Source organism: Amycolatopsis sp. WAC 01416 (genome assembly GCF_003947485.1).
Classification (GTDB): domain Bacteria; phylum Actinomycetota; class Actinomycetes; order Mycobacteriales; family Pseudonocardiaceae; genus Amycolatopsis.
On record NZ_QHHX01000008.1, the window covers coordinates 235,517 to 260,021 of the forward strand.

The following is a 24,505-nucleotide window of genomic DNA, read 5'->3' on the forward strand; positions in this document are numbered from 1 at the left end:
TTCTCGGCCGGAGGTATCGGTCTCGCCTCGGTGGGCGGGCACCGAGATCAAGGTCTACGCTGGTGAGTGTCACCCGATCGAGCGGCTGGAACCGGCGGAACGGATCGCGGTGTATCGGGTTTCGCCCCAGACCCTGGCGTTGCATGCTCTGCCCAGGAGCCGCCGTGGGCGTACTCGCCTGGATCGTGCCGGCCTCGCCGCCGACGCCGGCAGCGACGGGTTTCGGTGTCCTGCGCCGTGCTGGGAGTCCTTGTGGACTGTTGCGACGGTGCCGTCGGCGATCCCGCGAACGGCGTGCTGATCGACACCCGGCCTCGACCGAATACCCGACTACGGCAAGGAGACGCTCCATGGCCACGACCACCCGAAAACTCGACCACGCCCAGGTGGAGCTCATCGGCAAGGAGCTGGATGCGCTGCGGCAGCGGGTGGTGGCGGATCTCGGCGCGGACGACGCCGACTACATCCGCCGGGTCGTCGCGGTGCAACGGCTCAGTGAGCTGTCGGGCCGTCTGCTCCTGTTCGCGGGCTGGTTCCCGCCGGCGTGGATCGCCGGGGTCGGCGCGCTGTCGTTGTCGAAGATCTTGGACAACATGGAGATCGGGCATAACGTCCTGCACGGTCAGTACGACTGGATGAAGGACCCGACGCTGAATTCGCGGACCTTCGAATGGGACATGGTCTGCCCGAGTGACCAGTGGCGCCGCTCGCACAATTTCATGCACCACACCTATACCAACATCGTCGACAAGGATCGCGACGTCGGCTACGGCATCATCCGGATCACCGAAGATCAGAAATGGAATCCGTACTACCTCGGCAATCCGCTCTACGCGGCGGCGCAGGCGGTGTTCTTCGAGTACGGGATCATGCTGCACGACCTCGAAGCGGACCGGATCGTGCAAGGCCGCCGTTCGTGGGCGGACGTCCGCCCGTTGCTCGGCCCGATGCTGCGCAAGGTGGGCAGGCAAGCGGGCAAGGACTACCTGGTGTTCCCCGCGCTGACCGGCCCGCTGTTCCCTGTGACGCTGGCGGCGAACCTCAGCGCGAACCTGGTCCGCAACCTTTGGGCCTTCTCGATCATCTTCTGCGGCCACTTCCCCGACGGCGCCGAGGTGTTCACCGAAGAGGAGAGCGAGAACGAGAGCAAGGGACAGTGGTACCTGCGCCAGATGCTCGGGTCCGCGAACATCACCGGAAGCCCGCTGTTCCACCTGCTGTCCGGGAACCTCAGCCACCAGATCGAGCACCACCTGTTCCCGGACATCCCGTCCCGCCGCTATCCGCGGATCGCGGCCGAAGTGCGGGAGATCTGCGAGAAGCACGGCCTGCCCTACAACACCGGTTCCCTGTCGAAACAACTCGGCTCGGTCGTCCGCAAGATCCTCCGTCTCGCTCTGCCATGACCGAACGGCTTCTCGCACTTCTCGGTGACGCCGACGGTGACCTCGACGTGGTCCGGCGCATTTGCGAACTGTGCGTCACCGAACTGGCCGTCTCCGGGGCCGGGATGAGCGTGATGGCCAGCTCCTTGGCCGACGGCACCCAGATCCTGGCGCACTCCACCGGCGAGGCGGGAAAGCGACTGGAAGACCTGCAGCTGACGGTGGGTGAGGGGCCGAGCGTGGACGCGTTCGTTTCGGGCGGGGCCGTACTGGTACCGGATCTCGGCGCCGAGCACGACCGATGGCCCGCTTACGCGCCCGGAGCGGTGGATCTCGGTGTGGCGGCGGTGTTCTCGTTCCCGCTCCAAGTCGGCGCCGCGCGCATGGGCGTGCTGGACCTGTACCGCACCACACCGGGACCGCTCAGCGCGCCACACCTCTCCGGCGCCCTGGCCCTGGCAGAGGCGGGCACAGTGGCCCTGCTGGACGACGCCGAGACGGCGCGGGGCGCGATACTGCTGGGACAAGGCGACTTGCACAGCGCGGTACATCAGGCCACCGGCGTCGTAGCCGTTCAACTCGACGTGAGTCTCCAAGAAGCCCTCATCCGGATTCGCGCCTACGCCTATGTCCATCACCTGTCGCTGGACGAGGTGGGCAGGCGGATCGTGCGGCGCGAACTGGTCCTCGAGACGGGAGAATGAAAACATGACAGAAAAACCGCAAGAAATCGCGGTCGGCGAAACCTCGGCTGCCATGCGACGGGAACGTCTGCTCGCGCGCACTTTCGTCGAGCTGGCGGACACCCTCGTGGACGACTTCGACGTCGCGGACTTCTTGCGCACGCTCGTCGAACAGTGCGTGCGGCTGATGGAGGTCTCCGCCGCCGGTGTCGTACTGGCCGATGCCCAGGGCAGGCTCCGGATGGCCGCCGCCTCCTCCGAACGGGCCGGACTGCTGGAAACCTTGGCGGTACAGACCGAAGACGGGCCGTGTATCGACTGCCTCCGCGACGGCCGCCCGATGCGCAGCACCGATCTCCGGGAGGACGCCGCCCGGTGGCCCCAGTTCGCGACTGCGGCGGCCGCGGCCGGATTCCGCGCCGCGGAAGCAGTCCCGATGCGGCTGCGCGGGATGGTCGTCGGCAGCCTCACCCTGCTCCACACCGAACCCGTGCGGGAAGACGCGGATCGCACCGCGCTCAGCCAGGCGCTCGCCGACGTCGCCACGATCGGACTACTCCAACAACGCGCCATCGTCCGTGGTGGGGTCCTCACCGAGCAACTTCAGTCCGCGCTGAACAGCCGGGTGATCATCGAACAGGCGAAGGGCGTCTTGTCCGCACGCAGCCATGATCCGGATATGGAACACGCCTTCACCGCCCTGCGCGGCTACGCCCGCAGCCACAACCTGCGCTTGGCGGACCTGTCCCGTGAGGTCGCCGACAGCGCTGCCGACATCGACGCGATCCTCGCCCACGCCTCGCGGTCACGCTCCTGACGCGGTGGTCGGAGTGTGTCGCAGCGCGCGGTTGTGCCGCGGTTCGGTGCGGGTCTTCGCGTGGTCCACCTGGCGGATCATGTCGCCGCGGACCTCGTTGAGCGCGACCGGCAGATCCGGCGCCGAAGAACCGGCCACCAGGTGCAGGCCGGGAAAGCGATGGAGCCGGCATTCGAGAGTGAGCTGCTGCCCCGCGCCGTGCCGGTCCTTGACACTGATTTCGAGATCGACCTGGCCTTCGTCGAAGGAACGCAGCCTGGAACCGAGCGCGGCCAGTCGTTCGGCGACCCAATCGCGTTCGGAGGCGGAGAAACCGGCGCCGAGACGGAGTCGTTCGGCGATCAGGCTGAGGTCTTTCCGATCGGCGGTCATGGCGCCTTCTTCCCGTCGGCCCCAGATCGACTGTCCGGAATGGACGATGTCTCGTTCGTTGTCGTGCAGCCGGCGGGGACAGGGCCCACTGTACGCCGATTTCGGTGCTGGAATCCGGAACGGGTGAGGCGGGTGGCGTTCCCGCCGTCGGCTGGGCGGTCACGGTCCGTGAGCTGATCTGGCAGGGCCTCCCGACGTCCCAGGGTATGTCGCGAGCGTGTCGCCGGCGCGTCGCAGTAGTGTGGAGGTGAATGGGGGGAGGAGGGTTCCATGGGTCTATGACGATCGACAGAAGCAGAAACCTTTGTCGCCGCCGGAACTGCGACGATGTCGAGTTCTGGCTGGGTTTGTGTGTCCAGGACTGGGTGCGGTGGCAGGACGGCTTGGCCACCCTTGACCTGCCGGACGACGAGAGACCGGCGCCGCCTCGCAGCGTGTTCGTCGCCCCGGTGCACGCGGACAGCGTGTCGCGGCGGGTGATGGCGACGGGTTGACGCTGTCTCGCCGCGTGAGGCGCCACCGAGAAGCGGCTTCGTTCAGTTCAGCTCGGGAGTACGGCTCGCGGTGCGGTGTAGCGCGAATATCTGTGACAGGCTCAGGTACATCGCGGGTCCGGGTAGTACGGCGCCGGTCGGCCCGGGGATGGTGACGACTGCGGTCGGTACTTTCACCCTCCGCGCGGCCCAGCCTGCCAGGGCACCGGGCACCGTCGTCGCAGGCGAGCGGCCATCACCGGACGGGCGTCCCCATCAGGATCGCGTTGCCCAGCGAACCGACCAGCGCCGTCAACGGCACCAAGGCGAGAGGTAACGCCGCGAGCTGGACCCGGCCCGCCTCACCGAGGATGTCGAGTCGTTGGCCACCGACACCACGACCATGACCCCGGTGACGATCGCGCCGAGCGCCCAGCCGACGCGGTCGGCGAGAACGAGCAACGCGGCCGCGCCCGGGCCCGCCGTGGCGAGTTTGCCGATCGCGCGTTCGGCTTCGTCAGGGGAGATCGCGCCGATACCGGCACGGACCGCGAGCGCCTTGACGGAACATCTGCATCGCCACGTCGAGAGCGAACGCCAGCACACGCCGCGCCCGCGCTCGCTCGGAACTGTAAGGGCGCCGACCGGTCTGCAACGCGACCGCGAGCGGCACGGTCGCGCGGTTTGACCCGATCTGGTTCGTTCCCGGACGTGAACCTCGAAGCCGGAGATCGAGGTCTTCGTGGCGTCAGATTTTGCGTCCCACGCCGGCGTAGACGTCGTCCGGTTCGATGTCGCGGAGGCCCGGTTCTGGTCGCCACAGTGGCGCGCTCACCACACCGGGATCGATCAGGTCCAGTCCGTCGAAGAGGGCTACGACTTCGTCGTAGGGGCGGAAGTACATGGGGTCCCGGCTGTTCTTCATCGCGTCGGTGACCGCTGCCATTTCGCGGGGCGCGTGGTCGGCGGTCAGATGCGACAGCGCGACCAGGCTGCCGTCCGGCAGGGCGTCGCGGTAGTGGGTGACGATCTCGGCGGGATGCAGGCTGTCCGGGATGAAGTGGAACACGGCCACCATGAGCAGCCCGATCGGCCGGTCGAAGTCCAGCGAAGCCCGTACCGCCGCGGAGTCCAGGACCGTCTGGGGGCGGCAGAGGTCTGCGTCGACGACGGTGGCGTTCGGGTTGCCGTCGAGGATGAGGCGGCTGTGCGCGACGGCGACCTTGTCGTAGTCGACGTAGACCACCTGGCAGTCGGGGTCCGCGTCTTGCGCGATTTCGTGCACATTGCCGACGGTCGGTATTCCCGAGCCCAGATCGAGGAACTGGGTGATGCCCTGCCCGACCATGTACCGAACGGCGCGGCGAAGGAACGCACGGTTGGACGCGGCGACCTGACGGCCGGAGGGGAGGACCGCCATGACCTTTTCCCCGACGGCGCGGTCGGCGTCGAAGTTGTGGTTGCCGCCGAGCAGCCAGTCGTAGACCCGTGCCGCACTGGGCACTTGGACGTCGACACCCTCTGGAACCCGTTCGTCCGACACGGACATCCCGCACCTCGCAACGCCATGATCGTGGGCCATCGTTGTCACCGGTACGGTACCGGCTTCGATGCCGGCTCGGTGATCAGTTCGAGTTCGGCGAAAGTCCTCGTACACCAGGAGAGTGCCGCCTGTGGTCCGGCGCTGTCCCAGACGCCGGACCACAGGCGGCGAAGCATGGCGGGGTGTGCCACAGCGAAGAGGAGCCTGCACGAGGTGACCGCACGGATGGCCGCCGGCGGGGTGATCGACTGGGCAGCGCTGGCGGCGGACCTCGGCTACGCAGACCAGGGCCACTTCATCCGTGACTTCGAGAGCATGTTCGGTGAGCCACCGACGTGGTACGCGCAGCGGTATTAAGCACCGTTTCCCACGGCGTCGATCGCGCGACGACATTCGTCCAAGACCGGTGGCCGGCGACCGTGCACCATCCACGCATGAGCGAGAACGGTGTTGAGCATTCGCAGGGGATACACGTGAGGCACGACGGTCCGCGGCAGGCGCCGCCGCTGTTGCTCGTCCACGGATCGGGGGCTTCGGGTGCCTCGTGGAGCCCGGTGGTCCCGGACCTTGCCTGCCACCACCACGTCATCCGGGTCGACCTCCCGGGCTGTGGCCGGTCCCCGCAGGCACGGTCTTACGACGTGCCCGCGCAGGCGAGCGGAGTGGCGGCAGTGCTCGACGACCTCGGCCGCGGTCCGGTCACCGTTGTCGGGCACTCCAGCGGCGGCTACGTCGCCACCGCCCTCGCCGAACAGCGCCCCGATCTGGTGCGCTCGGTCGCGCTGATCAGCTGCGGCCCGCATCCCGGCGCGCTGCTTTCCCAGCCGTTGATCCTTCGGATCCTGCTGGGCCCGCCGTTCGGCCCGCTGATCTGGCCGAGGCGTTCGGACGCGATGATTCGCAAGGGGATCGGGGCAACGGCCGCTCGCCCGGTGGACGTACCCGACGATGCGGTCGCCGATCTCAAGCAGATCTCGTACCGCACGTTCAGGACGATATTGCGCCGCAACACCGAGTACATCGCCGAGCGTGGCGTGCCCGATCGTCTCGCCGCCCTCACCGTTCCGGTGCTGGCGGTCTTCGGTACCGCCGACCCTCGCTGGGACCCGGCGTCGGTGCACCAGTACGAGGTGGTGCCCGACGCTCGGATCGAACTGCTGCCCGGCGTCGGGCACCTCCCCATGTTCGAGGCGCCGGAGGCGATCAGCGAACTAGTGCTGAGCTGGACCTCGCGGGAACGGACCGTTGACACCCCGCCCGTGGTCCTCGATCCCTAGACTGGCCGTGTGCTGTCGACCGGAAGACCACCGGACTGGGAAACGGTGGACATCGCGGTTCCGCGCCGGTCGAACCGGCTGCCGGGGATCAGCATGGCCGGGTTCCGCCAGAGTCTCCCCGCCCCCGTGGACATCGCCATGGTCGCGCACCCATCCGTCACCCTTCTCATCGACCTGAGCGAGGGAGATGGCATCGTCTGCGACAGCCGCGGCCGGCGCGAGCGCGGCAGTGTCGTCATCGGACTCATGCCCGGCGATCTGCGGGCAGGTGGCCGCGTCGGCGAATGTCTCCAGATCCGGCTCGAGCCGGACGTGGCGGCCGCGGTGCTCGACGCAGCACCCGATCTCAGCGGGACGATGGCACCTCTCGCAGACGTCTGGGGCCGCGACGCCGAACGGATCGAAGACCGGTTGCGTGCCGCCGAGTCCTGGGATGAACGGTTCAGGATCGCGGCAGAGGTCGTGGGGCAACGGATGCGCGCCCGCACACCGGTCGAACCGGGAGTCGCCCACACGTGGCGGCGGACGCTCACGAGCCGAGGGCGGATACAGGTCGACAGCCTGGCAGGCGAGGTCGGCTGGGACCGCAAGCGCCTCTGGTCCCGCTTCCGGTCCCAGCTCGGAATCAGCCCCAAACGCGCCATCCGACTGGTGCGGTTCGACCACGCCGCCCACCTCCTCGCGACCGGTCACCCCGCCGCCGGCGTCGCCGCCGAGTGCGGCTACGTCGACCAATCCCACCTCCACCGCGAGGTCAAGGCGTTCACGGGGCTCACCCCCTCGGTCGTGGCCGCCGCGCCGTGGCTCGCCATCGACGACGTCGCGTGGCCCACATCGTCACCAGTCCTGGCGCGGACCGGCCCGGCACCGGCGGAGGTCAGGCCGGTTCCGCCACGCAGGTTCGATCGTCCCTCGGCCGTTCGCCCGTGGTCAGGAAGGCGGTGACCGTGTCGTTCGCGCACTTGTTCGCGCCGATCAGGTAGACGCCGTGGCCGCCCTGGTCCGCGGTGACCATCCGGGCCCGGTCACCGAAGGCGCGCCGCATGTGCCCGGCGCCGGCCAGTGGTGTCGCCGGGTCGCGGGTGTTCTGCGCGAGCAGCACGTTCGACGGGCCCCGGTCGCCGACCCGCACGGGTGGTTCGGCGGGCTCGGACCGCCAGAAGGCGCACGGGCGGATGTTGGCCCCGGCCGCGCCGAACATCGGATAGCGCTTCCGGTCCACGGAGACGTCGTGGAGATAGCTGCCCACCGACCTCGGCCAGCGGGAGTCGTTGCAGAGCACATAAAGGTGGCTGGCCACCGCGTTCTCCAGATTCTGCGGAGCCTTCGCCGCGGCAGCCGGTGGTGGCGGCTGGTTCGTGTCGAGCGCGTGCCAGATCGCGGCCAGTTCGGGCATCCGGCTGTCCCGGTACAGGGATGCGAAGGTCGCCAGCCGGAACAGGGTGCCGTCGAAACCTTGCACCGGTGCCTTGTCCAGGCGGGCGGCGAGGTCGAAGTACTTCGCGGTGACCTCTTCCGGAGTGGTGCCGAGGTCGTATTCAGGACGCGCGGCGGCGAACTCGGCGAAGTCCGGGAACCGCTTTTCCATTCCAGGGCCGAACAACCGGCCGGCCACTCGATCCAGGCCGCTCGGGACGAGGTTGCTGTCGAGCACGATCCGGTCGCTCCGGTCGGGGAACAGCGTGGTGTAGACCGCCCCGAGATGGGTGCCGTAGGAATAGCCGAGGAAGGAGAGCTTGTCCTCGTGCAGTGCCTCGCGGATCCGGTCCATGTCGCGCGCGGTGGCCGCGGTCGACATGTAGGGGAGCAGGTTCGCCGTCTTGGACTCGGCGCACTGCTCGGCGACGGCCTTCGCGTTCTGCGCCTGTGTCAGCACGTCGGCGGCGTCGCGTGCGTAGGGCGGGATGTTGCCCCTGTTCTGCTGTTCCGGCGTCAGGTCGCAGGTGACCGGGGTGCTCCGGCCCACGCCACGCGGGTCGAAGCCGATGATGTCGTAGCTGTCCAGGATGCTTTGCGGCAGCCCGAGATCGACGAGCCCGCCCGGGAAGTCGAGGCCGCTGCCACCGGGGCCCCCGGGGTTGGTCAGCAGCACCCCCCGGCGCTTCTCGGGATTCTTGCTCGCCAGCCGGGAGACCGTGAGCTGGATCTGCTGTCCGTCCTGGCGCCGGTGGTCAAGGGCGACGTCGATGGTGGTGCACTGAAGGCCGGGTTCGGCGACGTCGGCCGGGCACTCGCCCCACCGCAACGCCTGGGCGGGCTCACCCGCCTGAGCGAGTCCTGGTGGTGCCAGCAAGGCCGCCGCGATGACGATGGTCAAGGCTCTCCGCATGGTTTCCCTCGGGTGGTCGGTCGTGCGTCGTCCGGTTCGAGTAGAGACCGTGTCCTCGGGGCATGGTCAACGAAGACGTCCGCCTTCCGGTGACCTTCCTTGACTGTGTCCCTGGGGCATGGTGTGCACTGCGGGGGATGGCCTGGAGTACACGTGAGCTGGCGGAGCTGGCAGGCACGACCCTGAAGACCGTCCGCTACTACCACCGGATCGGTCTGCTCGACGAGCCGGAACGAGGAGCGAACGGGTACAAGCGGTACCGCATCACGCACTTGATCCGGCTGCTGCGGATCCGGCGGCTCGTCGATCTGGGGGTGCCGCTGGCCGACATCGAGGGGATGGAGGAGTCGGACGGGAACGCGGAGCGGACGTTGCGTGCGCTGGACGCCGAGCTGAAGGCGAGCATCGAACGGCAGGAGCGGATGCGGAAGGAGCTGGCGTTGATCCTGGACCGCCGCAGCCTTGTCGACCTGCCACCGGGTTTCGACGGTAACGTCGCCGACCTGTCCGAAGTCGAACGTTCGATACTGATGGTCTTCTCGCGGGTGCTGGATACGAAGGCGATGGACGCGGTGCGGGAGTTGCACTCGTGGCCTCGTCCCCTTGCGCAAGCGGAGTTCGACGCGCTCGACGCCGACGCCGACGAGGCCACGAGACAGCGACTGGCCGAGGCTCTCGCGCCGGTCGCGCGCCATCAGCTCGAAACCCAGCCGGCCTTGACGGAAGCGACGGCACGGGTGGCTCTTTCCGAACCGATGGTCCTTCGTGGCTTGGTGGAGCTCTACAACCCGGCCCAGCTGGACGTCTTGCGGCGGCTGAGCGCCCTCCTCGACCTCGCGCCCTAGGCCTGGAAGGCCAACACGCGGGAAAAGCCGGAAGCGGGTCCCGGCAAGCCGATCCCTGCGGCGCGGCGTCGGAGAGGGTGGTCCTTGACGGCGGAGTCCGGTTCACCAGGGGATGACGTCCTCGAGGGAATCCGGGCCGCGGAAGACGCCGGACGGGCCGTCCGCGGGGATCGTCGCGAGCTGGACCGGAACGGCCGCACCCTCGGCCACGGTGCGGTGCCCGCGCGGGAAAGGGGCGCCGGCGTTCTGGTCGGTGGGCACCATGCCGGGGCTGACGGCGTTGACCTTGACGCCGTCGGCACGGAGGGTTTCGGCGTAGAGCAGGGTCAAGGCGTTGAGCGCGGCCTTGGATGAGCTGTAGGCGAGGAATCCTTCGGTGGGCAGGGAAATCTCCGGATCGCTCAGCAGGGTGAGGGACGCGAGCCCGCTCGACAGGTTGACCACGCGCGGGTTGGGGGAGCGGCGCAGCAGGGGCAAACAGGCCGAGATCATCGTGACGACACCGAAAACGTTGACCTCGTACACCTCGCGCAGATGCGCGGCCGTGAAGTCGGTGGTGCGCAGGCCCCATTCGCTGGTGATGCTGGCGTTGTTGACCAGGACGTCCAGCCTGCCGGTCTCGGCCTCGATAGCTTCGATCGCCGCTGCCACGGACGCTTCGTCGGTGACGTCGAGTCGGATGGGCCGGATGCCCGGTCCGGCCGCGCCGCCCCCTTCCGGATCCCGCGCGCCGAGGTAGACGGTGAGTCCGCGGCCGGCCAGTCGCCGGACGATCTCCTTGCCGATGCCTTTGCCGCCGCCGGTGACGAGCGCGACTTCGTGGGGGTGCATGCCACCACCTCAGCCGACCGCACGCCGGAACAGAAGCACCGATCCGGTGTGCGGGCCCTACCCTGGCGGTATGCCGGATCCGGAGATCCGCGAACTGCGCTATTTCCGCGCCGTCGCCGAAGACCTGAACATCACCCGCGCGGCCGGTCGTCTCGGCATCGCGCAACCGCCGCTGTCACGGGCCATCCGTGGGCTCGAACGCCGGATCGGCGCGGAACTGTTCGACCGCACCGGGCGGCGCCTGGCGCTGACTCCCGCCGGGGAGACCCTGTTCGCCGAGTCGGCCAAGGTCCTCGCCGCAGTGGACACAGCCGTTCGCCGGACGCGGCGGGACGGGAACGCGCTCGTGGTGACCGCCAAACCCGGAGTGGCCACCCGACTACTGCACCGCGTCCGCGAACGCTTCCAGGAGGATCCGGCCGCGCCGGCGATCCGTGTAATGGTGAGCGGGTTCGGTGAACAGGCCGGGCTGGTCCGCGACGGAGGCGCCGATCTGGCGATCGCCGCCTGTGTGGACGGCGAAGGCCTCGAAACCGAACTCCTGACGACCGAGCCGCGCGTCGCCGCGCTCGCCGCCGATCACGAGCTCGCCGGGCACGAAGTGCTCAGCGTCGCCGATCTGCTCGCCGAGCCCGCTCCGCGATGGGCGGATTCGCGGATCGTCGAGCGCGGCCACTGGCTGGGCCATCCCGATCGCCGGTCCGACGGGCCGGTCGTGCGCGACACCGCCCAGCTGCTGGAGGTGGTCTCCCTCGGACAAGCCGTGGCACTGGTGCCCGCCTCGCTGGCCGCCGTGAACGTCCGCCCGGACGTCGTCTACCTGCCGGTCGGTGACGCGACGCCGTACCGGACCCTGGCACTCTGGCGCTCAGGGAGCCGGTCATCTTCGATAGCGAGATTCCTCAGGATCGCCGCCGAGCACGGACCGAACTAGGAGCGTTCGTCGAGCGCCGGCACGACACGGTCGGGTCGGAGATCCCGGACGCGACCGCGCGGGAACACCCGCCGCCGGACACTCCCAACGCGATCGCGCCCGCTACCGCCAGAGTCCGATCAGCGGAAAGCCCACACGGCGTCGGAGCCGTCCGGGGCGGCCAGCGTGATCAAGACACGGTCGGCGCCGCCCGGCTTGTCCGCCGGGACAGGGACGTGGAACGGCCAGTTTCCGTCGCAGCGCGGAGTCGAACTCCCGCTGCCGAGGTAGTCGGAAATGTTGGGTCCCGCATAGGCGTCACCGTAGATGACCCGGCCACATCCGACCGCGTGCAGGGTGCCGTCGAGGATCACCGACCGGTTGGTGAAGGTGGCGGTGCCGGAGGCGTAGCTGGCCCCGTAGTCGACGTAGAAGTCCCGGACGACGGACGCCGGCGCTGCCGTGGCGGCGGGGGCGCTTGCGAAAACAAGCCCGACAGCGGCTACACCGGCCGCCGCGGCCGTGCGGCGGCGTCGGGTGCTGCTCGCGGTCGTCGGCGCGGGTCGCGGTGTGGAACTCAGTATCGAGAACAAGGAAATTCCCTCCGTGGTCCAGTCTGCGCCCAGGAATTTCGGGCTTCTGCAGGGTGCCGCTTCGAGTCCCCGGTGGTCTGCGTCATCTGACACAGATCAGCGAGAATCAGGTTGCCGCTCGCGGGCTTTGTTGCCGAAGCAGAGCCTGATACGGCTTGGCGCAGTGCGACGTCCGATCCTGGCCGGGCATTGTCTGACCTGCGAAAATCGGCAGAGTTCGACACCGGCTGCGGGGGTCACGGGTAGCCCACCCGGTCGGGTCGCATAGCTGGAGCAGACGATGCGACCCCAGTTGGCGTGGCTGGGACGGCGTGCTCCAGCTATCAACAGTAGCTGGAGTTCGCCAGGTCAATTCTCAAAGTGAGGCCAACGAAAAAACCGCCCGACCTCGGCAAGCTTGCCAGGTGGGCGGTGTTTCGTCACTGTGGAGCTAAGGGGACTCGAACCCCTGACCCCCTCACTGCCAGTGAGGTTCAAGCAGGTCGCTGACCTGTGGTTATCGAGAACTTGCTGGTCGGCTGGAGCAGTTGTGCTCTGATCGATGCGGTTCGGCGTCGTTGGGCGCTGTTGTAACCGACGTAATGCTCCAGAACTGCTCCAGAAAAATTAGTGAGAGAAGGGCGGTTGCTGGTGGGCATCGAGGCCCTTTGTTGCTATGTCGTGGGCGCGTGTCAGGCAGAGACGATGAATCCCTCGACTTTGGTTGAGTGGTGTTGGTTCGGGTCGTGTCGAACGCGGCGCGGGTAGTCCTGTACATGAGTAGACGGCCCCATCAGCTGTCATCCGGGTCAACCTTGCCTGCGTGGGGAGAGAAATGCCGCGCCATCGCATACGGCGCCAACGCCGATGGAGTGGCACGGAGCCGTGCCGGGCGAACTGTGACTGCATGTACAGCGGGAAATGCGGTGGGGGCAGCGGCGGGTGGACGCCGCCGGTGGCTCCGCCGCCCTTACCCAAGGACACGCGCCACGCCTACCCGACGTCGATGGGCAAGGACATTCCTGCGACGTCGCCCAAGCAGCGCCGAGCTACCTTGGAACATCGATTCAACACCTCGAAAAGCTGCCCGTCGCGCAACTTTCGCCGGACTTCGCGCAGTTCGAGTTCGCGTTCTGCTCGGAGTTCCCCGATGTCCGCAGCTGTGACCCCACTCCGCCCGGCTGGGAAGAAACCCTGCAAGCCGCCCTGTTCTTCTTCCCCTGGGGCAGAGTCGGCAAGGTGGCTTGGGAACTCGGCGTGTGGGCCACCGCATCCAAGGCCGCAGCCGTCGAGGCCGGCGGCGCAGTACCGGTCGCCGCGGCCGTCGGTGCAAGTGCTGGTGCCGCCGCGGCAAAGGCCCAAGTTGAGGTGGCGGGCGGATTGCCGGGCCCAGCTCAGGTTGCTCAGTTGCTGAGGGATGCGCAGCCGGTCGGCTCGGCTCTCAAGTCGGACGCGTCGTATCGTGCGGCTTCGTTCGCGGTCAACGACGTCGCTGAGCGCGGGACGGTCTTCCGGTTGGTCGGAGGCGATGGCGTCCAGCGGGTTCTGATCCAGGCGCCGGATAACATGAATGGCAAAGATGGCCGCTTCGAGTGGCGGGAACTTGACGCATCAGATGTTCGTGCGTGGAGGAACGATCAACGGAGTGCCGATCAAACCATGAGTGATCTCGTGAAATTTCATATTCCTGCGGAATTTGTGCTCGCTCGGGTTCTGCCTGACTCGGCCGAACTTGTGTACGGGTATGAGCGGGGATGGCTCAATGACCACGACGTGGTCACAATAGCGCTTGCGCTGTATAATAACGGGCAGGCGTCCGAGGTGGTCGAGGAGTTAGCCCTGCTGTTGGCATACGAATATTCGCGTATTCCGGAGTTGATCGAGAATGTCAAGGAGACGGGGCTATCTGGTGAGGGCGAGGCTGCTGACACTTGGCTTTTTCTCGCCGTCGCTTGGGTTTACGAGCAGAAGCAGGACATCCGCGATCCGTACGAGTTAGTCGAGATGCTGTACTCGGACTTCGGCTATCCGGCGGCGATCGAGGGTTTCGTTCGGTTCATGCCGCCACCTCGTGGAGAATCCGTGGGAATGGCAGCGCTCGACGCGCGCTGGAAATCTTATCTTTCGGGTGAGACCGATCGGTTTGAGGCGCGGCGTGATATTCAGTAATGCCAGGAAAGCGCCGGTTCGGCGCCATGGCGCAGGCGGAGTGGCGAGCCTTCAGCAGGGTGTCGGCCATTGCTGGCGGCCGCAGTTGCCCCTCGGGGGCATCAGAGATCGATCGCAGGCCGCGAAACAGTTGCGCGCCGTACCAGGCAAGTGGTGACATCACCCACAAGTGCAGCTACGCCGCACCTGGTGCGCCGAAGCCGCATGTGTTGAACGCGGTCACCTCCGAGGGACTGGCGGGCAGCAGAGCAGCCCAGTACACCTACGACGAGCTGGAAACGCCAAGGCCCGCCGGGGGTCTCGAGGCGGCAGAGTCTCGACTGGAATGTTGAGAACAGGCTTGAGAAGGTCACCGACGGCACCGCTGACACGACGTTCCTCTGCGACGCCGACGATGGCCGTCTGATTCGCCGCGACCCGACCGGCACCACCTTGGAGTGTTCCCGCTTTTGTGGACGCGGCCTAAACCCGCGTCCACAAAAGCGGGAACACTCCACTTGATGGGCACAACTCTTACATCCTGACCTCCATCAGCGGGAATGCGCAACGTGCCGGAACGGTGGCGGAGGTTGGTTCAGCCGGTAACCCACAGAGATTCATACCGCAAGCTACTGGTGGCAATACCAGATTCTCCGACACGGAGTTCAAACTGCTAAATCAGACTGCAAATCGGATCGGCCAGTCGTCACCTCACGTTCGAGGGACGATCAACCTTCACACGGATTTCGCTGTGTGCACATCGTGCTCTTCTGTAATATCTCAGTTCAGAGACGCCTTCCCCGGTGTCCGCCTGAATCTGACAACAGGAGGGTGACGATGGTAAGTGATATGACTCTGGCTCATCAAGCGGTCGAGATGGAGGATCTTCCCGTCCTGCGAGATCTCCTCGCCGAGGCGTTGATGTGAACGAAGAGTATGGCGGACTTACACTGTTGCATCACGCCGTTGATGTGGAAGTAGACGGTCATGTGCAATCTGGGGAGCCGCTGCATGTCGACACTACTGCGTACCTTCTTGCGCGAGGAGCGGATCCTCGGCGTGGTTCAATGGTGGAACCGGGCCTACTGCCGAGCATGCGGCTCGGTTAAGTGGTCACTGGCCGGCTGTGGCACTATTTGATGATTGGATTCGTGCGCGCGGGAAATAAATAGAAATGCGGCATAGTTGTAAAACATGATCGACGAAAAGCGATTAATATCACTAGGGGTGATCAATCCTTGAATTTTGCTACAACTGCGGCAAGTTGCGCTGTTCGCTAGGCATGCTGATGAACCATGTTCTGAGGCGGGATGTGGGGAGTACAAAGTGCAGAGCGGTCCTGTATTGGCAAATGAGTGCCGAGGCTATCCGTGGGGAGATTATATGCGAACGATGAAGTCCCTGAATCCAGGCTTGAGATGGGGAAAACCTGGATTCTCCGAGAAATTCTCATGATTCAGGCGAGAGAAGTGGTTGAGGCTCTCTCTGTTCATGGGGTCGTTGACTGGTCTCGTATTGCTGTAGGGCGTAGTATTCTTAGCGGTCTCGTCCTTCCTCCGATGATTGTGTGGCGCTATCTGGAGTCGTCCGAGAGTTCTCGCAGAGCTATTTCGGCAGGTGTGGACAATTTTTCAGGATCATTGACATGGGCATTTAATTTCGAGCGTCGAAACTGGACGTTGATGCCGGTCAAGGTTAGCGACGCGTTTGCTAAGGCCGATCCGACGTATGTCAATGTTTTGTCAGACCTGGCAAAGTCTGATCAGGATACATGGGTGACAGCTAATGAAGACTTGGCTTCCTTGTTGAGCTTGATCAAAGAAAGTAAGTCTTAGCGTCATGATTTGATGGTTGTTCGAGCATTGCACGTCCTGCTTCGAAGTATGTAGATCAGTCGGCTCGGAATTCTCTGACGTCCGCAGCTGTGATCCCAGCCCCTGGCTGGGAAGAAACACTTCAAGCCGCCCTATTCTTATTCCCCTGGGGAGGAGTCGGTAAAGCAGCCTGGGAACTCGGCGTGGGACGCACCGCTTCCAAAGCCGCGACCGTTGGAGCCGGCGGAGCCGTACCAGTCGCAGCAGGCGCCGGCGCTGCCGCAGTCGCAGCGGGGGCACGAGGGGCTACACAGGGGGCTGCAGATTACGGCTGCGAACCCATCAGCGTCTGAAATCAGCGCGGCCCAGCACATGACCACGAGGGGACGTAATGTCGAGCTTAGGGACCCCGTGGGGGCTAGGGCCGGTGGTGGGACCAGCGACCTCGTAGTCGACGGTGTTCGGTGGGATGTCTATTCCCCCACAAGTAAGTCTGTGGACCGAATCATCGCAGCAGTGGCGAGGAAGCATTCGCAGGTTCACGGCGGTGGGGTTATTGTTGACTTGTCGAGAACAGGCCTCACTGCGAGTGACTTTCCTGATGCTATAACTAGGATCAATGGTCTGATTGGAAGCTGGCCTGGAAATAGGACTGAGATAAATGGTATTGTATTCTTCGGAGGTTGATATGGCTAAGCTTAGATGTAAATGTGGAACAATTCTGCGAGATGATGACCCGAAAGATAGCATATTTGCTATAAGTCGAGAGCAGTTTGACGTTGAGCAAGATTCGACTATGCTCTTTGGAATTTCTTCTCTTGTTCTTCGATGTGGAATATGTGGACGGTTGTGGGCATTCTGGGATGATGGTTCGGAACCCTCCGAATATATCAAATTCGATGGAAATGATTCGTAGCCTTTGATGGAGGCGATCAGGAACGAGATCGCCACTGGCACACCGACAGGCGGGCGCATGCATACGATCAAGGGTCGAGAAACACTTCGAGGCCTCAAAAACTGGCTGCGCCGCAACCAGAACGCGGACTACCACGACCGGGTTGTCGCGCAGAGTCTTGCCGATGAACTCACGTCGGTCCTGCAAGGTGGCCGATGAGCGCCTACACCATTGCGGCCATCGGTGCACTCATCGATACCAATCGGCAATTGGTCCCTATTCTTGAGGAGCATCTCATTGACAATGAGGGTGAGGTACTGCCGCATCTCGTGATGGCCGACGTTGTCCGATGGTTGGTGGAGCATCGCACCTCTCACCCGGAAGTCTGCAGATCGGTGGTTGGTTGGCTCGAAGAGGAGTTCAGGCGGGGGCCAGAGGAGGTCCGCGGGCTGATCACCGTGAGCGGTGTCGAGATGATCCCGGATCCCGGTCAACCCGGCGCTGAGCTTCGAGAACTGTTGGGGCCTGTTCTTCGTGAGGTGGACCCGTGGCGCGCCTGATCCTGTCAGTCATCGCTCGCTGCGCCTCTCCATGGCCTGCGGTCATGGAGAGGCGACGATAGTCGGGTGCAAGATGCTCAACCAGGAAAGCTAGCTGATGGCTGTAAAGCTATGTCGACCCAGCTGCGCCGTTTCCGATTGCGCAAGCCCAGCGGCTGGGCGCGGTGCTGCCTCTGTGGCTGAGGCCCGGCGGTCTCGACTGCGTTCTGGAGGGCGGGGGCAGGGTGAACATCGATGCCGGCCACGGTGCGGTTCGCGTTGGGTCGGCGTCGACAACGGCGGCCATCTGTCAGGCGGCTGTCGTCGACTTGCCCAGATGCAGGCGAGAACCCAGTCCGCCTTGGTGCAGCGGGCCATCTCGCAGGATGGTCAGCGCGTGCGCCTCCGCCACGGACAACAGGGTGTGCGGTCAGGTTCGAGCAGCTCAGGGAGCGCACGAGGCTGACGAACGCTTCGGCGAACTCGTGGGCCGCGGCCGACTCGGGATCGACATAGTTCCAATCCGGAACTACATAGTCCCAAGATGCAACAAAGTTCGCGGGAACGGCTCCGATTCGGGGGGCGAGGTGGGAGAGGCGGTTCACCACGTCACGGGGAGGGCGGTCAGGCCGCCGGTGAGGACGTCTCGCCGGATGGTCAGGTCTTCGACGGGTACGGCGAGGCGCATGGCGGGGAATCGTGGGATCAGTTGAGTGAACACGGCTTGCAGTTCCATGCGGGCCAGTGGTGCGCCGATGCAGTAGCGGCGCCCGTGCCCGAAGGTCAGGTGTGCCGCGGCGTGGCGGGTGATGTCGAGGTGGTCGGTTCGGTGAAGACGGTGGGGTCGTGGTTGGCGGCGCCGTTGTCGAGCAGTACGAGGTCGCCCGCCTGGATCGGGATGCCGTCGAGTTCGAAGTCCGTTCGCGCGTAGCGAGGGATTCCGCCGCCGCTTTTCCCTGGTGCTCGGAGGAGTTCTTCGATCGCGTTCGGGACGAGGCCGGGATCGTCGAGCAGGATGTTCCATTGGTCGGGGTTGGCGAGCAGGAGCAGTGCGCTCATGCCGACCTGGACCACGGTGGTCTCGTGGCCGGCGAACAGCAATGCCATCGACAGCATGGCGGCTTCTTCGTCGGAGACTCCGTCGGTCGCGCATAACCGGGAGATCACGTCGTCGCCCGGGGACTTGCGCTTGGCGGCGACGAGGCGCATGCCGTAGCCGAACAGTTCGCCCAGTCCTTGTTCGGATCGTGCCCGGTCGCGGGTGTCGGCGGCCGCTTCGGTCCAGGCGCGGAACTGGTCGCGATCCGCGTACGGCACACCGAGCAGGTCGCAGATCACCAGGATCGGAAGTGGCAAGGCCAGCGCGGTGTGCAGATCGGCGGGTCGCGGGCCGGCGTCCAGGTCGTCGAGCAGTTGTGTGGTGAGTGCGTCGATGCGCGGCCTAAGTGAACGCATGTGTTTGGGAGAGAAGTGCGATTGCAACAGGGTGCGCATCCGGGCGTGGTCGTTCCCCATCTGCCAGGGGTGAGTCTGGCGGCTGCGACGACCAGACAGCGTGGGCTGCTGCAGCCGCCTACCCGAAGGTCCTCACCGCGGCATGAGAGTGCAACCCCGTCCCCGGAGGGGAGTATGCCTGCGCTGCCGGTCGCAGCCCGGCTATCCGAGATCCCCGTGCCCCGTTTGCCTTGGCGATCAGCCGCGAGGTCCGCGGTTCCGATGGGCGTCGACATCACCCGTTTGGGTCGGCGGGCTGCGAATCAGTTATCGGCTGTCCGATCGGCCTCAGTAGCGTGGCGATGTGGCCGACAGGCGATGTGGGCGTGGATGAGGGGGCGGTATGGCTCGGGTGGTCTGCGTGCATGGCATAGCGCAGCAGGTGCGGGGTGAGCAGTCGCTACTGCGGGATTGGTGGCCGGCGCTGGCCGACGGGATGACCCGTGCTGGCAGTGAACCGGTGCCGATTGGTGATGTGTCGATGGCGTTCTACGGTGACCTGTTCCGCCCCGCCGGAACGTTACTGGCTGTCGGCGATCCGCTCTACAGTGCCAAGGACGTCGAACGGGGCATCGAGCAAGATCTGCTGCTTACCTGGTGGCGCGAGGCCGCCGCGGTCGACGAAGCCGTAGCCGGGCCAGGCGCGGACACCTTGATGCGAATTCCCGGATCGGCGCAGGCGGCGTTGCGTCAGCTGTCGCGATCGAAGTTCTTCGCCGGTGTCGCGCTGCGGGCGTTGGTGTTCGATCTCAAGCAGGTCAGCCGCTACCTGCAGGAGACCGATCTTCGGCGTGCCGCGCGAGCTCGGGTGGCGGCACGGATCACACCGGATACCCGGGTGGTAGTCGCGCATTCGCTGGGGTCGGTCGTGGCATACGAAGCGTTGTGCGCGATGCCTGATCACCCGGTGCGGGCGTTGGTGACGGTCGGGTCGCCGTTGGGGATCTCGAACCTGATCTTCGAGCGGCTGGAGCCCCCTCCGCAGCAGGGACTCGGAAACTGGCCGGGTCCGAATGCTCTGGTGTGGACCAACGTGGCGGATCGGGGCGATGTGGTGGCGCTACAGAAAGATCTGAGTGTCCGGTTCGGTGACCAGGTGCGCAACGCGATCGTTCACAACGGCGCGCACGCGCACGACGCCAGGGCCTACCTGACCGAGAAGCTCACCGGCAGCGCGATCACAGGAGGTCTTGGTGACCGGTGACAATGATGGCGGTGGTCGTCGATTCCTGATCGCGACCGCGGTGGCGCACTACCGCAACGCACCGCAATGGGATCGCCCCGGCCTGGTCGACGCGCGTACGGAGATCATCGATCTGTTCACCGGCCCGCTGGGTTACACGCATGTGAGCGATCTGGGGCTGGACCCGACCAAAGATCAGTTGACCAGCCAGTTGCGGGCCTTCTGTCGCTCATCGGCGCGGCAGCCCAGCGACATGATCGCGGTGTACATCGCCGGGCACGGTGAGGTTCTCGACGACAGCGGGGACCACGTGCTGCTGACAGCGGACACCGAGCCCGAGGATGTCGACGACGCTCTGCCCACGGTCGAGCTGGCCCGCAAGATGCTGCTGGGCACGCCCGCGCGGCGGGTGCTGCTGATGCTGGACGCCTGCTACTCCGGTAAGGGTGGCAACGACCTGGCCGGCGCCGCGCTCACACGGATGACTCAGCACTGGGGCCGGCGCGGCGGCAGCGGTCTGGTGGTCATCACCTCGGCCCAGCCCGCGGAACAGGCGCAGACCGGGGCGTTTCCCCGGCTGCTACGGCAGGCGGTGGAAGGCTTGCCGACCGCGGGCTACGCCCCCGCGGCACTGGCGCTCGATGCCGTGGTTCAGGCGATGAACGACAATCCGCTACGGCCGGGATTTCAGACCATCAGTGCCACGCTCGCTTTGCTGGACGGCGCGGTTCCGCCGTTTCTGCCCAACCCACGCCACGACCCGCGCATGAGCGAGGTGGACCTGGCCATCCAGCAGGCCAGCGAATGGGACGCCCAGGCCGAGCGGCGTGACCTCGAGTTCCGCACCCGGCTGCTGGTCCGGGCGATGGCTGGCCATAACCCTGCCCAGGGATGGTGGTTCTCCGGGCGCCGTGCCGCTCTGACCGATATCACCCGGTGGCTGAACCACCACGATCGCGACCGGCCGCTGCTGGCGGTGACCGCGGCCCCAGGATCGGGCAAGACAGCTGTCCTGGGCCTCATCGCGGCCCTGACCCATCCTGAGCGGCGGCTCACCGTGCCGCTGCACAGCCTTGGCCTGCCCGATGCGGCCATTCCTGGACCGAACACCGTCGACGTTGTCATCTACGCCCAGAACCTCACTACCGAGCAGGTGCTGCACGGCATTGCCGCGGCTGCTCATCTGCGCGCGGAGAAACCCGGGGAACTTCTGGACCAGCTCGCCGGGCGAACTGCACCCCTGACCGTGCTGGTCGACGCCCTCGACGAGGCCGCCGACCCTGGCGAGCTCACCCGGCGTGTACTGCGCCCGCTGGCCGAGCACGCACAAGGCCGCCTGCGTCTGCTGGTCGGGACCCGCCCACATCTGCTGGACGCCCTCGGCCTACGCCGCGAGGACTGCATTGATCTGGACGGGCCTCGGTACGCCGACCTGGACGCGCTGACCGCCTACGCCGCCCGCGGTTTGCTCGACGCCGCCCCCGACAGTCCCTATCAGCACCAGGACCCGGAAACCATCCGCACCATCGCTGAGGCTGTCGCTACGGCATCCGAGCCCTCGTTCCTGGTCGCCCGCATCACCAGCAGCACCCTGGCCGCAGACCCAGCTGTCCCCGACCCGCGCGACCCCGGCTGGCGGCTGACACTGCCCAGGATGCCCGGCGACGCGATGCGCCGCGACCTGCGGGCCCGGTTGGGTGCGCAGGCCGAACGAGCACGGGATCTGTTGCGCCCGTTGGCGTTCGCCGAAGGTCAAGGACTGCCCTGGGAGGACATCTGGGCCCCCCTCGCCTCCCACATCGCCGCAGTGACCTACACCGACGACGACCTGCTCTGGCTACGTCATCACGCCGGCTCGTACGTCATCGAGGCCACCGAATCAGGCCGCTCGGCCTACCGCCTCTATCACCAAGCCCTGGCCGAGCATCTGCGCGACGGCACGCACCACACCGAGATCCACCGCGCGTTCACCCACCTGCTGCAGTCCCGGGTCCCGCGCAACTCCGACGGCACACGGGACTGGGCCCGCGCCCATCCCTACATCCGGCGGCACCTGGCAACCCACGCCGCCCGAAGCGGCCTGCTGGACGAGATCATCACCGACACCGACTACCTGGTCCACGCCGAGCCCGACGAGCTACTGGCCGCATTACACAGCGTGACCACCGACGACGCTCACCTTACCCGTGCGATCTACCGCGCGTCCGCCAGTCTGCATCGCCATCTCAACCCCGCGCGCCGACGTCAGGTCTTGGCCACCGACGCAGCACGATTCGCCGCATCCCGCCAGCATCGCGCGCTCGCCGAGCCCCTGGAATGGAAACCCCGTTGGGCCACCGGACAACAAACCAGCCCAGCCCTGCGTGCCACCCTGACCGGCCACGAGGGGCCGGTGCACACAGTGGCGTGCACGACCATCGACGGCGAGCCAGTCGCTGTCACCGCCGACGGTGACGGGACGGTGCGGGTGTGGGATCTGGCCACCGCCACGGCTCGTGCCGTACTGACCGGCCACCGGGGGCGGGTGGTGTCGGTGGCGTGCACGACCATCGACGGCCAGCCAGTCGCCGTCACCGCCGGCGACGAGAGGACGGTGCGGGTGTGGGATCTGGCCACCGGCACGGTCCGCGTCACGCTGACCGGTCACCGAGGCCCGGTTGCCGCCGTGGCGTGCACGACCATTGACGACCAGCCAATCGCCGTCACTGTCGGCCGCGAGGACCAGACGGTGCTGGTGTGGGATCTGGCCACCGGCACGGTCCGTGCCACCTTGACCGGCCATCGGGGACAGGTGGACGAGGTGGCGTGCACGACCATCGACGGCTGCCCTGTTGCCGTCACCGTCAGCATGGTCGACAAGACGGTGCGGGTGTGGGATCTGGTCACAGGCACAGCCCGTGCCATCCTGACCGGCCATAAAAGCCTGGTGACTGCAGTGGCATGCGCAACCGTCGACAACCGGCCAGTCGTTGTCACTGCCGAGGACGGAAAACTGTGGGTGTGGGATCTGCGCACCGCCACGATCGTTGCAACCTTAACCAGCCACAAGGGCACTTTGCAGGCTGTGGCGTGCACGTCTTTCGTCGGCAAACCGGTCGCCGTCTCCGCCGGCCGCTACGACCATGCGGTGCGGGTGTGGGACTTGGCCACCGGCACGGTTCATGCCACCTTGACCGGCCATAACGGGAGTGTCAACGCGGTGGCGTGCACGACCATCGATGGCCAACCAATCGTAGTCACCGTTGGTGGTGACGACCGGGCCGTGCGGCTTTGGGACGTCGCTTTCGCATACGGACAGCAAGTGCCGGATGCCGGCCACTCTGCCGATATAACCGGGGCGGCGTGCACGATCGTTGATGGCCGGTCGGTCGTCATCACCGCCGACGATCACGGGACGGTGCGGATGTGGGATCTGGCCACCGGCACGGCTCGCGGCACCCTGACCGGCCACAAGGGTGGATGGGCGGTGTGGCTGGGCTGCACGACGATCGATGGCCGGTCGGTGGCCGTCACAGCCGGCCGCTACGACCGGAAGCTGCAGGTGTGGGATCTGGCTGCCGGTACGGATCGTGCCATCCCGACCGGCCACGACGGGCCGGTGGACACGGTGGCCTGTACCACCCTCAACGGCCAGCCGGTTGCCGTCACCGTGGGCTATGGCCGGGTAGTGCGGGTGTCGAATTTGACTACCGGCGCGTCTCGTGCCGTCCTGCGTGACGACGTGGCTGCGGTGGCGTGCACGACCTTCGACGGCGAGTCGGTTGTTGTCACCGCGGGTGGTGACGGGACGGTGCGGGTGTGGGACCTGGCCACCGGTACGGCTCGCGTAACCCTGACCGGCCACGACGGGCCGGTGGCTGCGGTGGCGTGCACGACCTTCGACGGCGAGTCGGTTGTTGTCACCGCGGGTGGTGACGGGACGGTGCGGGTGTGGGACCTGGCCACCGGTACGGCTCGCGTAACCCTGACCGGCCACGACGGGCCGGTGGCTGCGGTGGCGTGCACGACCTTCGACGGTCAGCCCGCCGTCGTCACGGCCGGTGGTGACGACCACACGGTGCGAGTGTGGAACTTGACCACCAGCTCCGAACTCGCCGTACTCGACTACGACGGGAGAAAGGCAGGTCCGCTTTGCATCGGACCTGGACAAGAAATCGTCGTCGGCATCGGGTGGGATCTCGTGGTCATCGATACGCGACCAAACAGCCAAATCTGAGCAAATCAACCTCCGACAACTCAACGCTCGCTCCTCGGCATGCCCGTGCGTTCACGGGGGCGACCGATAAGCGGCATGAGAGTGCGTTAGTCGAAGGCGCGCTGGTCGTCACCCGTCTTGGTCGACCCGCTCTACGGTGATAATTGTCGTTGAGTGCTCAACGCTGTCGACGACGG

General features: G+C 66.1%; 23 protein-coding genes and 1 pseudogene. 16 read left to right on the forward strand and 8 right to left on the reverse strand.

Translation table 11 applies throughout. From position 1 onward, the window contains the following. Positions 1 to 350 precede the first annotated feature (350 nt). The 3 genes from DL990_RS27450 to DL990_RS27460 are packed head-to-tail and all read left to right on the forward strand — an operon-like array spanning position 351 to position 2,885. A complete protein-coding gene (locus DL990_RS27450; RefSeq protein WP_125800355.1) occupies positions 351 to 1,406 on the forward strand; it encodes an acyl-CoA desaturase in 1,056 nt (351 codons plus the stop codon). Beyond that, positions 1,403 to 2,089 carry a GAF and ANTAR domain-containing protein gene (locus DL990_RS27455; RefSeq protein WP_125785592.1) on the forward strand — a complete coding sequence of 229 codons (687 nt, stop codon included), beginning with the start codon at positions 1,403 to 1,405 and terminating at the stop codon, positions 2,087 to 2,089. The genes DL990_RS27450 and DL990_RS27455 overlap by 4 nt, the downstream gene beginning before the upstream one ends. A gap of 4 nt (positions 2,090 to 2,093) precedes the next feature. Then, a complete protein-coding gene (locus DL990_RS27460) occupies positions 2,094 to 2,885 on the forward strand; it encodes a GAF and ANTAR domain-containing protein (protein ID WP_125800356.1) in 792 nt (263 codons plus the stop codon). On the opposite strand, the gene DL990_RS27465 is transcribed toward DL990_RS27460, so the two are convergent. Next, the gene (locus tag DL990_RS27465; RefSeq protein WP_125785594.1) at positions 2,874 to 3,257 is read right to left on the reverse strand and encodes an HPF/RaiA family ribosome-associated protein; all 384 of its coding nucleotides are present in this window, start codon (positions 3,255 to 3,257) and stop codon (positions 2,874 to 2,876) included. The genes DL990_RS27460 and DL990_RS27465 overlap by 12 nt on opposite strands. 278 nt (positions 3,258 to 3,535) lie before the next feature. On the opposite strand from DL990_RS27465, the gene DL990_RS27470 reads away from it, so the two are divergent. Further along, the gene (locus tag DL990_RS27470) at positions 3,536 to 3,751 is read left to right on the forward strand and encodes a hypothetical protein (RefSeq protein ID WP_125800357.1); all 216 of its coding nucleotides are present in this window, start codon (positions 3,536 to 3,538) and stop codon (positions 3,749 to 3,751) included. 291 nt (positions 3,752 to 4,042) lie between these two features. On the opposite strand, the gene DL990_RS27475 is transcribed toward DL990_RS27470, so the two are convergent. Together DL990_RS27475 and DL990_RS27480 are read right to left on the reverse strand one after the other, a co-directional pair. Beyond that, complete coding sequence (locus DL990_RS27475; protein ID WP_125800358.1) at positions 4,043 to 4,336, reverse strand: hypothetical protein; 294 nt, start codon at positions 4,334 to 4,336, stop codon at positions 4,043 to 4,045. A 142-nt stretch (positions 4,337 to 4,478) separates the two neighbouring features. Continuing rightward, the gene (locus DL990_RS27480; RefSeq protein ID WP_125785597.1) at positions 4,479 to 5,279 is read right to left on the reverse strand and encodes an SAM-dependent methyltransferase; all 801 of its coding nucleotides are present in this window, start codon (positions 5,277 to 5,279) and stop codon (positions 4,479 to 4,481) included. 207 nt (positions 5,280 to 5,486) lie between these two features. Between DL990_RS27480 and DL990_RS27485 the strand changes: the two genes are divergently transcribed. The 3 genes from DL990_RS27485 to DL990_RS27495 all read left to right on the forward strand — a co-directional run bounded on the left by DL990_RS27485 (position 5,487) and on the right by DL990_RS27495 (position 7,495). Next, complete coding sequence (locus tag DL990_RS27485) at positions 5,487 to 5,630, forward strand: helix-turn-helix domain-containing protein (protein WP_233598890.1); 144 nt, start codon at positions 5,487 to 5,489, stop codon at positions 5,628 to 5,630. 116 nt (positions 5,631 to 5,746) lie between these two features. Continuing rightward, complete coding sequence (locus DL990_RS27490; RefSeq protein WP_233620587.1) at positions 5,747 to 6,550, forward strand: alpha/beta fold hydrolase; 804 nt, start codon at positions 5,747 to 5,749, stop codon at positions 6,548 to 6,550. A 9-nt stretch (positions 6,551 to 6,559) separates the two neighbouring features. Then, positions 6,560 to 7,495, forward strand: a complete 936-nt coding sequence (locus tag DL990_RS27495; RefSeq protein WP_233620588.1) for a helix-turn-helix domain-containing protein — start codon at positions 6,560 to 6,562, stop codon at positions 7,493 to 7,495. On the opposite strand, the gene DL990_RS27500 is transcribed toward DL990_RS27495, so the two are convergent. After that, positions 7,428 to 8,879, reverse strand: coding sequence for an alpha/beta hydrolase (locus tag DL990_RS27500; protein WP_125800360.1), 1,452 nt, complete (start codon positions 8,877 to 8,879; stop codon positions 7,428 to 7,430). The genes DL990_RS27495 and DL990_RS27500 overlap by 68 nt on opposite strands. A 137-nt stretch (positions 8,880 to 9,016) precedes the next feature. Here DL990_RS27500 and DL990_RS27505 point away from each other — a divergent pair, with 137 nt between their 5' ends. Next, positions 9,017 to 9,724, forward strand: coding sequence for a MerR family transcriptional regulator (locus DL990_RS27505; RefSeq protein WP_125800361.1), 708 nt, complete (start codon positions 9,017 to 9,019; stop codon positions 9,722 to 9,724). Between the two features lie 102 nt (positions 9,725 to 9,826). Here the strand turns inward: DL990_RS27505 and DL990_RS27510 are convergent, their stop codons facing one another. Further along, positions 9,827 to 10,555 (reverse strand): SDR family NAD(P)-dependent oxidoreductase, encoded by a 729-nt coding sequence (locus DL990_RS27510; protein ID WP_125800362.1) that lies wholly within the window; start codon positions 10,553 to 10,555, stop codon positions 9,827 to 9,829. A 70-nt stretch (positions 10,556 to 10,625) separates the two neighbouring features. Here DL990_RS27510 and DL990_RS27515 point away from each other — a divergent pair, with 70 nt between their 5' ends. Further along, positions 10,626 to 11,489, forward strand: coding sequence for a LysR family transcriptional regulator (locus DL990_RS27515; RefSeq protein WP_125800363.1), 864 nt, complete (start codon positions 10,626 to 10,628; stop codon positions 11,487 to 11,489). Positions 11,490 to 11,608: 119 nt separating this feature from the next. Here the strand turns inward: DL990_RS27515 and DL990_RS27520 are convergent, their stop codons facing one another. After that, positions 11,609 to 12,061 carry a hypothetical protein gene (locus DL990_RS27520; RefSeq protein WP_125800364.1) on the reverse strand — a complete coding sequence of 151 codons (453 nt, stop codon included), beginning with the start codon at positions 12,059 to 12,061 and terminating at the stop codon, positions 11,609 to 11,611. A 921-nt stretch (positions 12,062 to 12,982) separates the two neighbouring features. On the opposite strand from DL990_RS27520, the gene DL990_RS27525 reads away from it, so the two are divergent. The 5 genes from DL990_RS27525 to DL990_RS27545 all read left to right on the forward strand — a co-directional run bounded on the left by DL990_RS27525 (position 12,983) and on the right by DL990_RS27545 (position 17,457). Beyond that, a complete protein-coding gene (locus tag DL990_RS27525) occupies positions 12,983 to 14,209 on the forward strand; it encodes a DUF2247 family protein (protein ID WP_158632657.1) in 1,227 nt (408 codons plus the stop codon). 559 nt (positions 14,210 to 14,768) lie between these two features. Then, a complete protein-coding gene (locus DL990_RS42460) occupies positions 14,769 to 15,023 on the forward strand; it encodes a deaminase domain-containing protein (RefSeq protein WP_158632658.1) in 255 nt (84 codons plus the stop codon). Between the two features lie 616 nt (positions 15,024 to 15,639). Beyond that, positions 15,640 to 16,023, forward strand: coding sequence for a hypothetical protein (locus tag DL990_RS27540; RefSeq protein ID WP_125800366.1), 384 nt, complete (start codon positions 15,640 to 15,642; stop codon positions 16,021 to 16,023). A 351-nt stretch (positions 16,024 to 16,374) separates the two neighbouring features. Continuing rightward, a complete protein-coding gene (locus DL990_RS42465) occupies positions 16,375 to 16,689 on the forward strand; it encodes a hypothetical protein (RefSeq protein WP_158632659.1) in 315 nt (104 codons plus the stop codon). A gap of 423 nt (positions 16,690 to 17,112) precedes the next feature. Next, on the forward strand, positions 17,113 to 17,457 hold the full coding sequence (locus tag DL990_RS27545; RefSeq protein ID WP_125800367.1) for a hypothetical protein: 345 nt from the start codon (positions 17,113 to 17,115) through the stop codon (positions 17,455 to 17,457). A gap of 580 nt (positions 17,458 to 18,037) precedes the next feature. Here the strand turns inward: DL990_RS27545 and DL990_RS42220 are convergent. Together DL990_RS42220 and DL990_RS42470 are read right to left on the reverse strand one after the other, a co-directional pair. Further along, positions 18,038 to 18,172, reverse strand: coding sequence for a hypothetical protein (locus DL990_RS42220; protein ID WP_255431395.1), 135 nt, complete (start codon positions 18,170 to 18,172; stop codon positions 18,038 to 18,040). Positions 18,173 to 18,190: 18 nt separating this feature from the next. Next, positions 18,191 to 18,951 (reverse strand): annotated as a pseudogene (locus DL990_RS42470) (cytochrome P450); the annotation flags it as partial. 322 nt (positions 18,952 to 19,273) lie between these two features. On the opposite strand from DL990_RS42470, the gene DL990_RS27555 reads away from it, so the two are divergent. Both DL990_RS27555 and DL990_RS27560 read left to right on the forward strand, forming a co-directional pair. Further along, positions 19,274 to 20,134 (forward strand): hypothetical protein, encoded by an 861-nt coding sequence (locus DL990_RS27555; RefSeq protein ID WP_125800368.1) that lies wholly within the window; start codon positions 19,274 to 19,276, stop codon positions 20,132 to 20,134. After that, positions 20,124 to 24,329, forward strand: coding sequence for a caspase family protein (locus DL990_RS27560; RefSeq protein WP_158632660.1), 4,206 nt, complete (start codon positions 20,124 to 20,126; stop codon positions 24,327 to 24,329). The genes DL990_RS27555 and DL990_RS27560 overlap by 11 nt, the downstream gene beginning before the upstream one ends. Positions 24,330 to 24,505: the final 176 nt, after the last annotated feature.

Coding starts and splice junctions, on each gene's coding strand:
- DL990_RS27545 (WP_125800367.1), top strand. CDS start 17,113: ATGAGCGCCTACACCATTGCGGCCATCGGTGCACTCATCGATACCAAT.
- DL990_RS27470 (WP_125800357.1), top strand. CDS start 3,536: ATGACGATCGACAGAAGCAGAAACCTTTGTCGCCGCCGGAACTGCGAC.
- DL990_RS42220 (WP_255431395.1), bottom strand. CDS start 18,172: ATGGAACTGCAAGCCGTGTTCACTCAACTGATCCCACGATTCCCCGCC.
- DL990_RS27450 (WP_125800355.1), top strand. CDS start 351: ATGGCCACGACCACCCGAAAACTCGACCACGCCCAGGTGGAGCTCATC.
- DL990_RS27500 (WP_125800360.1), bottom strand. CDS start 8,879: ATGCGGAGAGCCTTGACCATCGTCATCGCGGCGGCCTTGCTGGCACCA.
- DL990_RS27455 (WP_125785592.1), top strand. CDS start 1,403: ATGACCGAACGGCTTCTCGCACTTCTCGGTGACGCCGACGGTGACCTC.
- DL990_RS27555 (WP_125800368.1), top strand. CDS start 19,274: ATGGCTCGGGTGGTCTGCGTGCATGGCATAGCGCAGCAGGTGCGGGGT.
- DL990_RS42465 (WP_158632659.1), top strand. CDS start 16,375: ATGACCACGAGGGGACGTAATGTCGAGCTTAGGGACCCCGTGGGGGCT.
- DL990_RS27515 (WP_125800363.1), top strand. CDS start 10,626: ATGCCGGATCCGGAGATCCGCGAACTGCGCTATTTCCGCGCCGTCGCC.
- DL990_RS27480 (WP_125785597.1), bottom strand. CDS start 5,279: ATGTCCGTGTCGGACGAACGGGTTCCAGAGGGTGTCGACGTCCAAGTG.
- DL990_RS27510 (WP_125800362.1), bottom strand. CDS start 10,555: ATGCACCCCCACGAAGTCGCGCTCGTCACCGGCGGCGGCAAAGGCATC.
- DL990_RS27540 (WP_125800366.1), top strand. CDS start 15,640: ATGATTCAGGCGAGAGAAGTGGTTGAGGCTCTCTCTGTTCATGGGGTC.
- DL990_RS27465 (WP_125785594.1), bottom strand. CDS start 3,257: ATGACCGCCGATCGGAAAGACCTCAGCCTGATCGCCGAACGACTCCGT.
- DL990_RS27505 (WP_125800361.1), top strand. CDS start 9,017: ATGGCCTGGAGTACACGTGAGCTGGCGGAGCTGGCAGGCACGACCCTG.
- DL990_RS27460 (WP_125800356.1), top strand. CDS start 2,094: ATGACAGAAAAACCGCAAGAAATCGCGGTCGGCGAAACCTCGGCTGCC.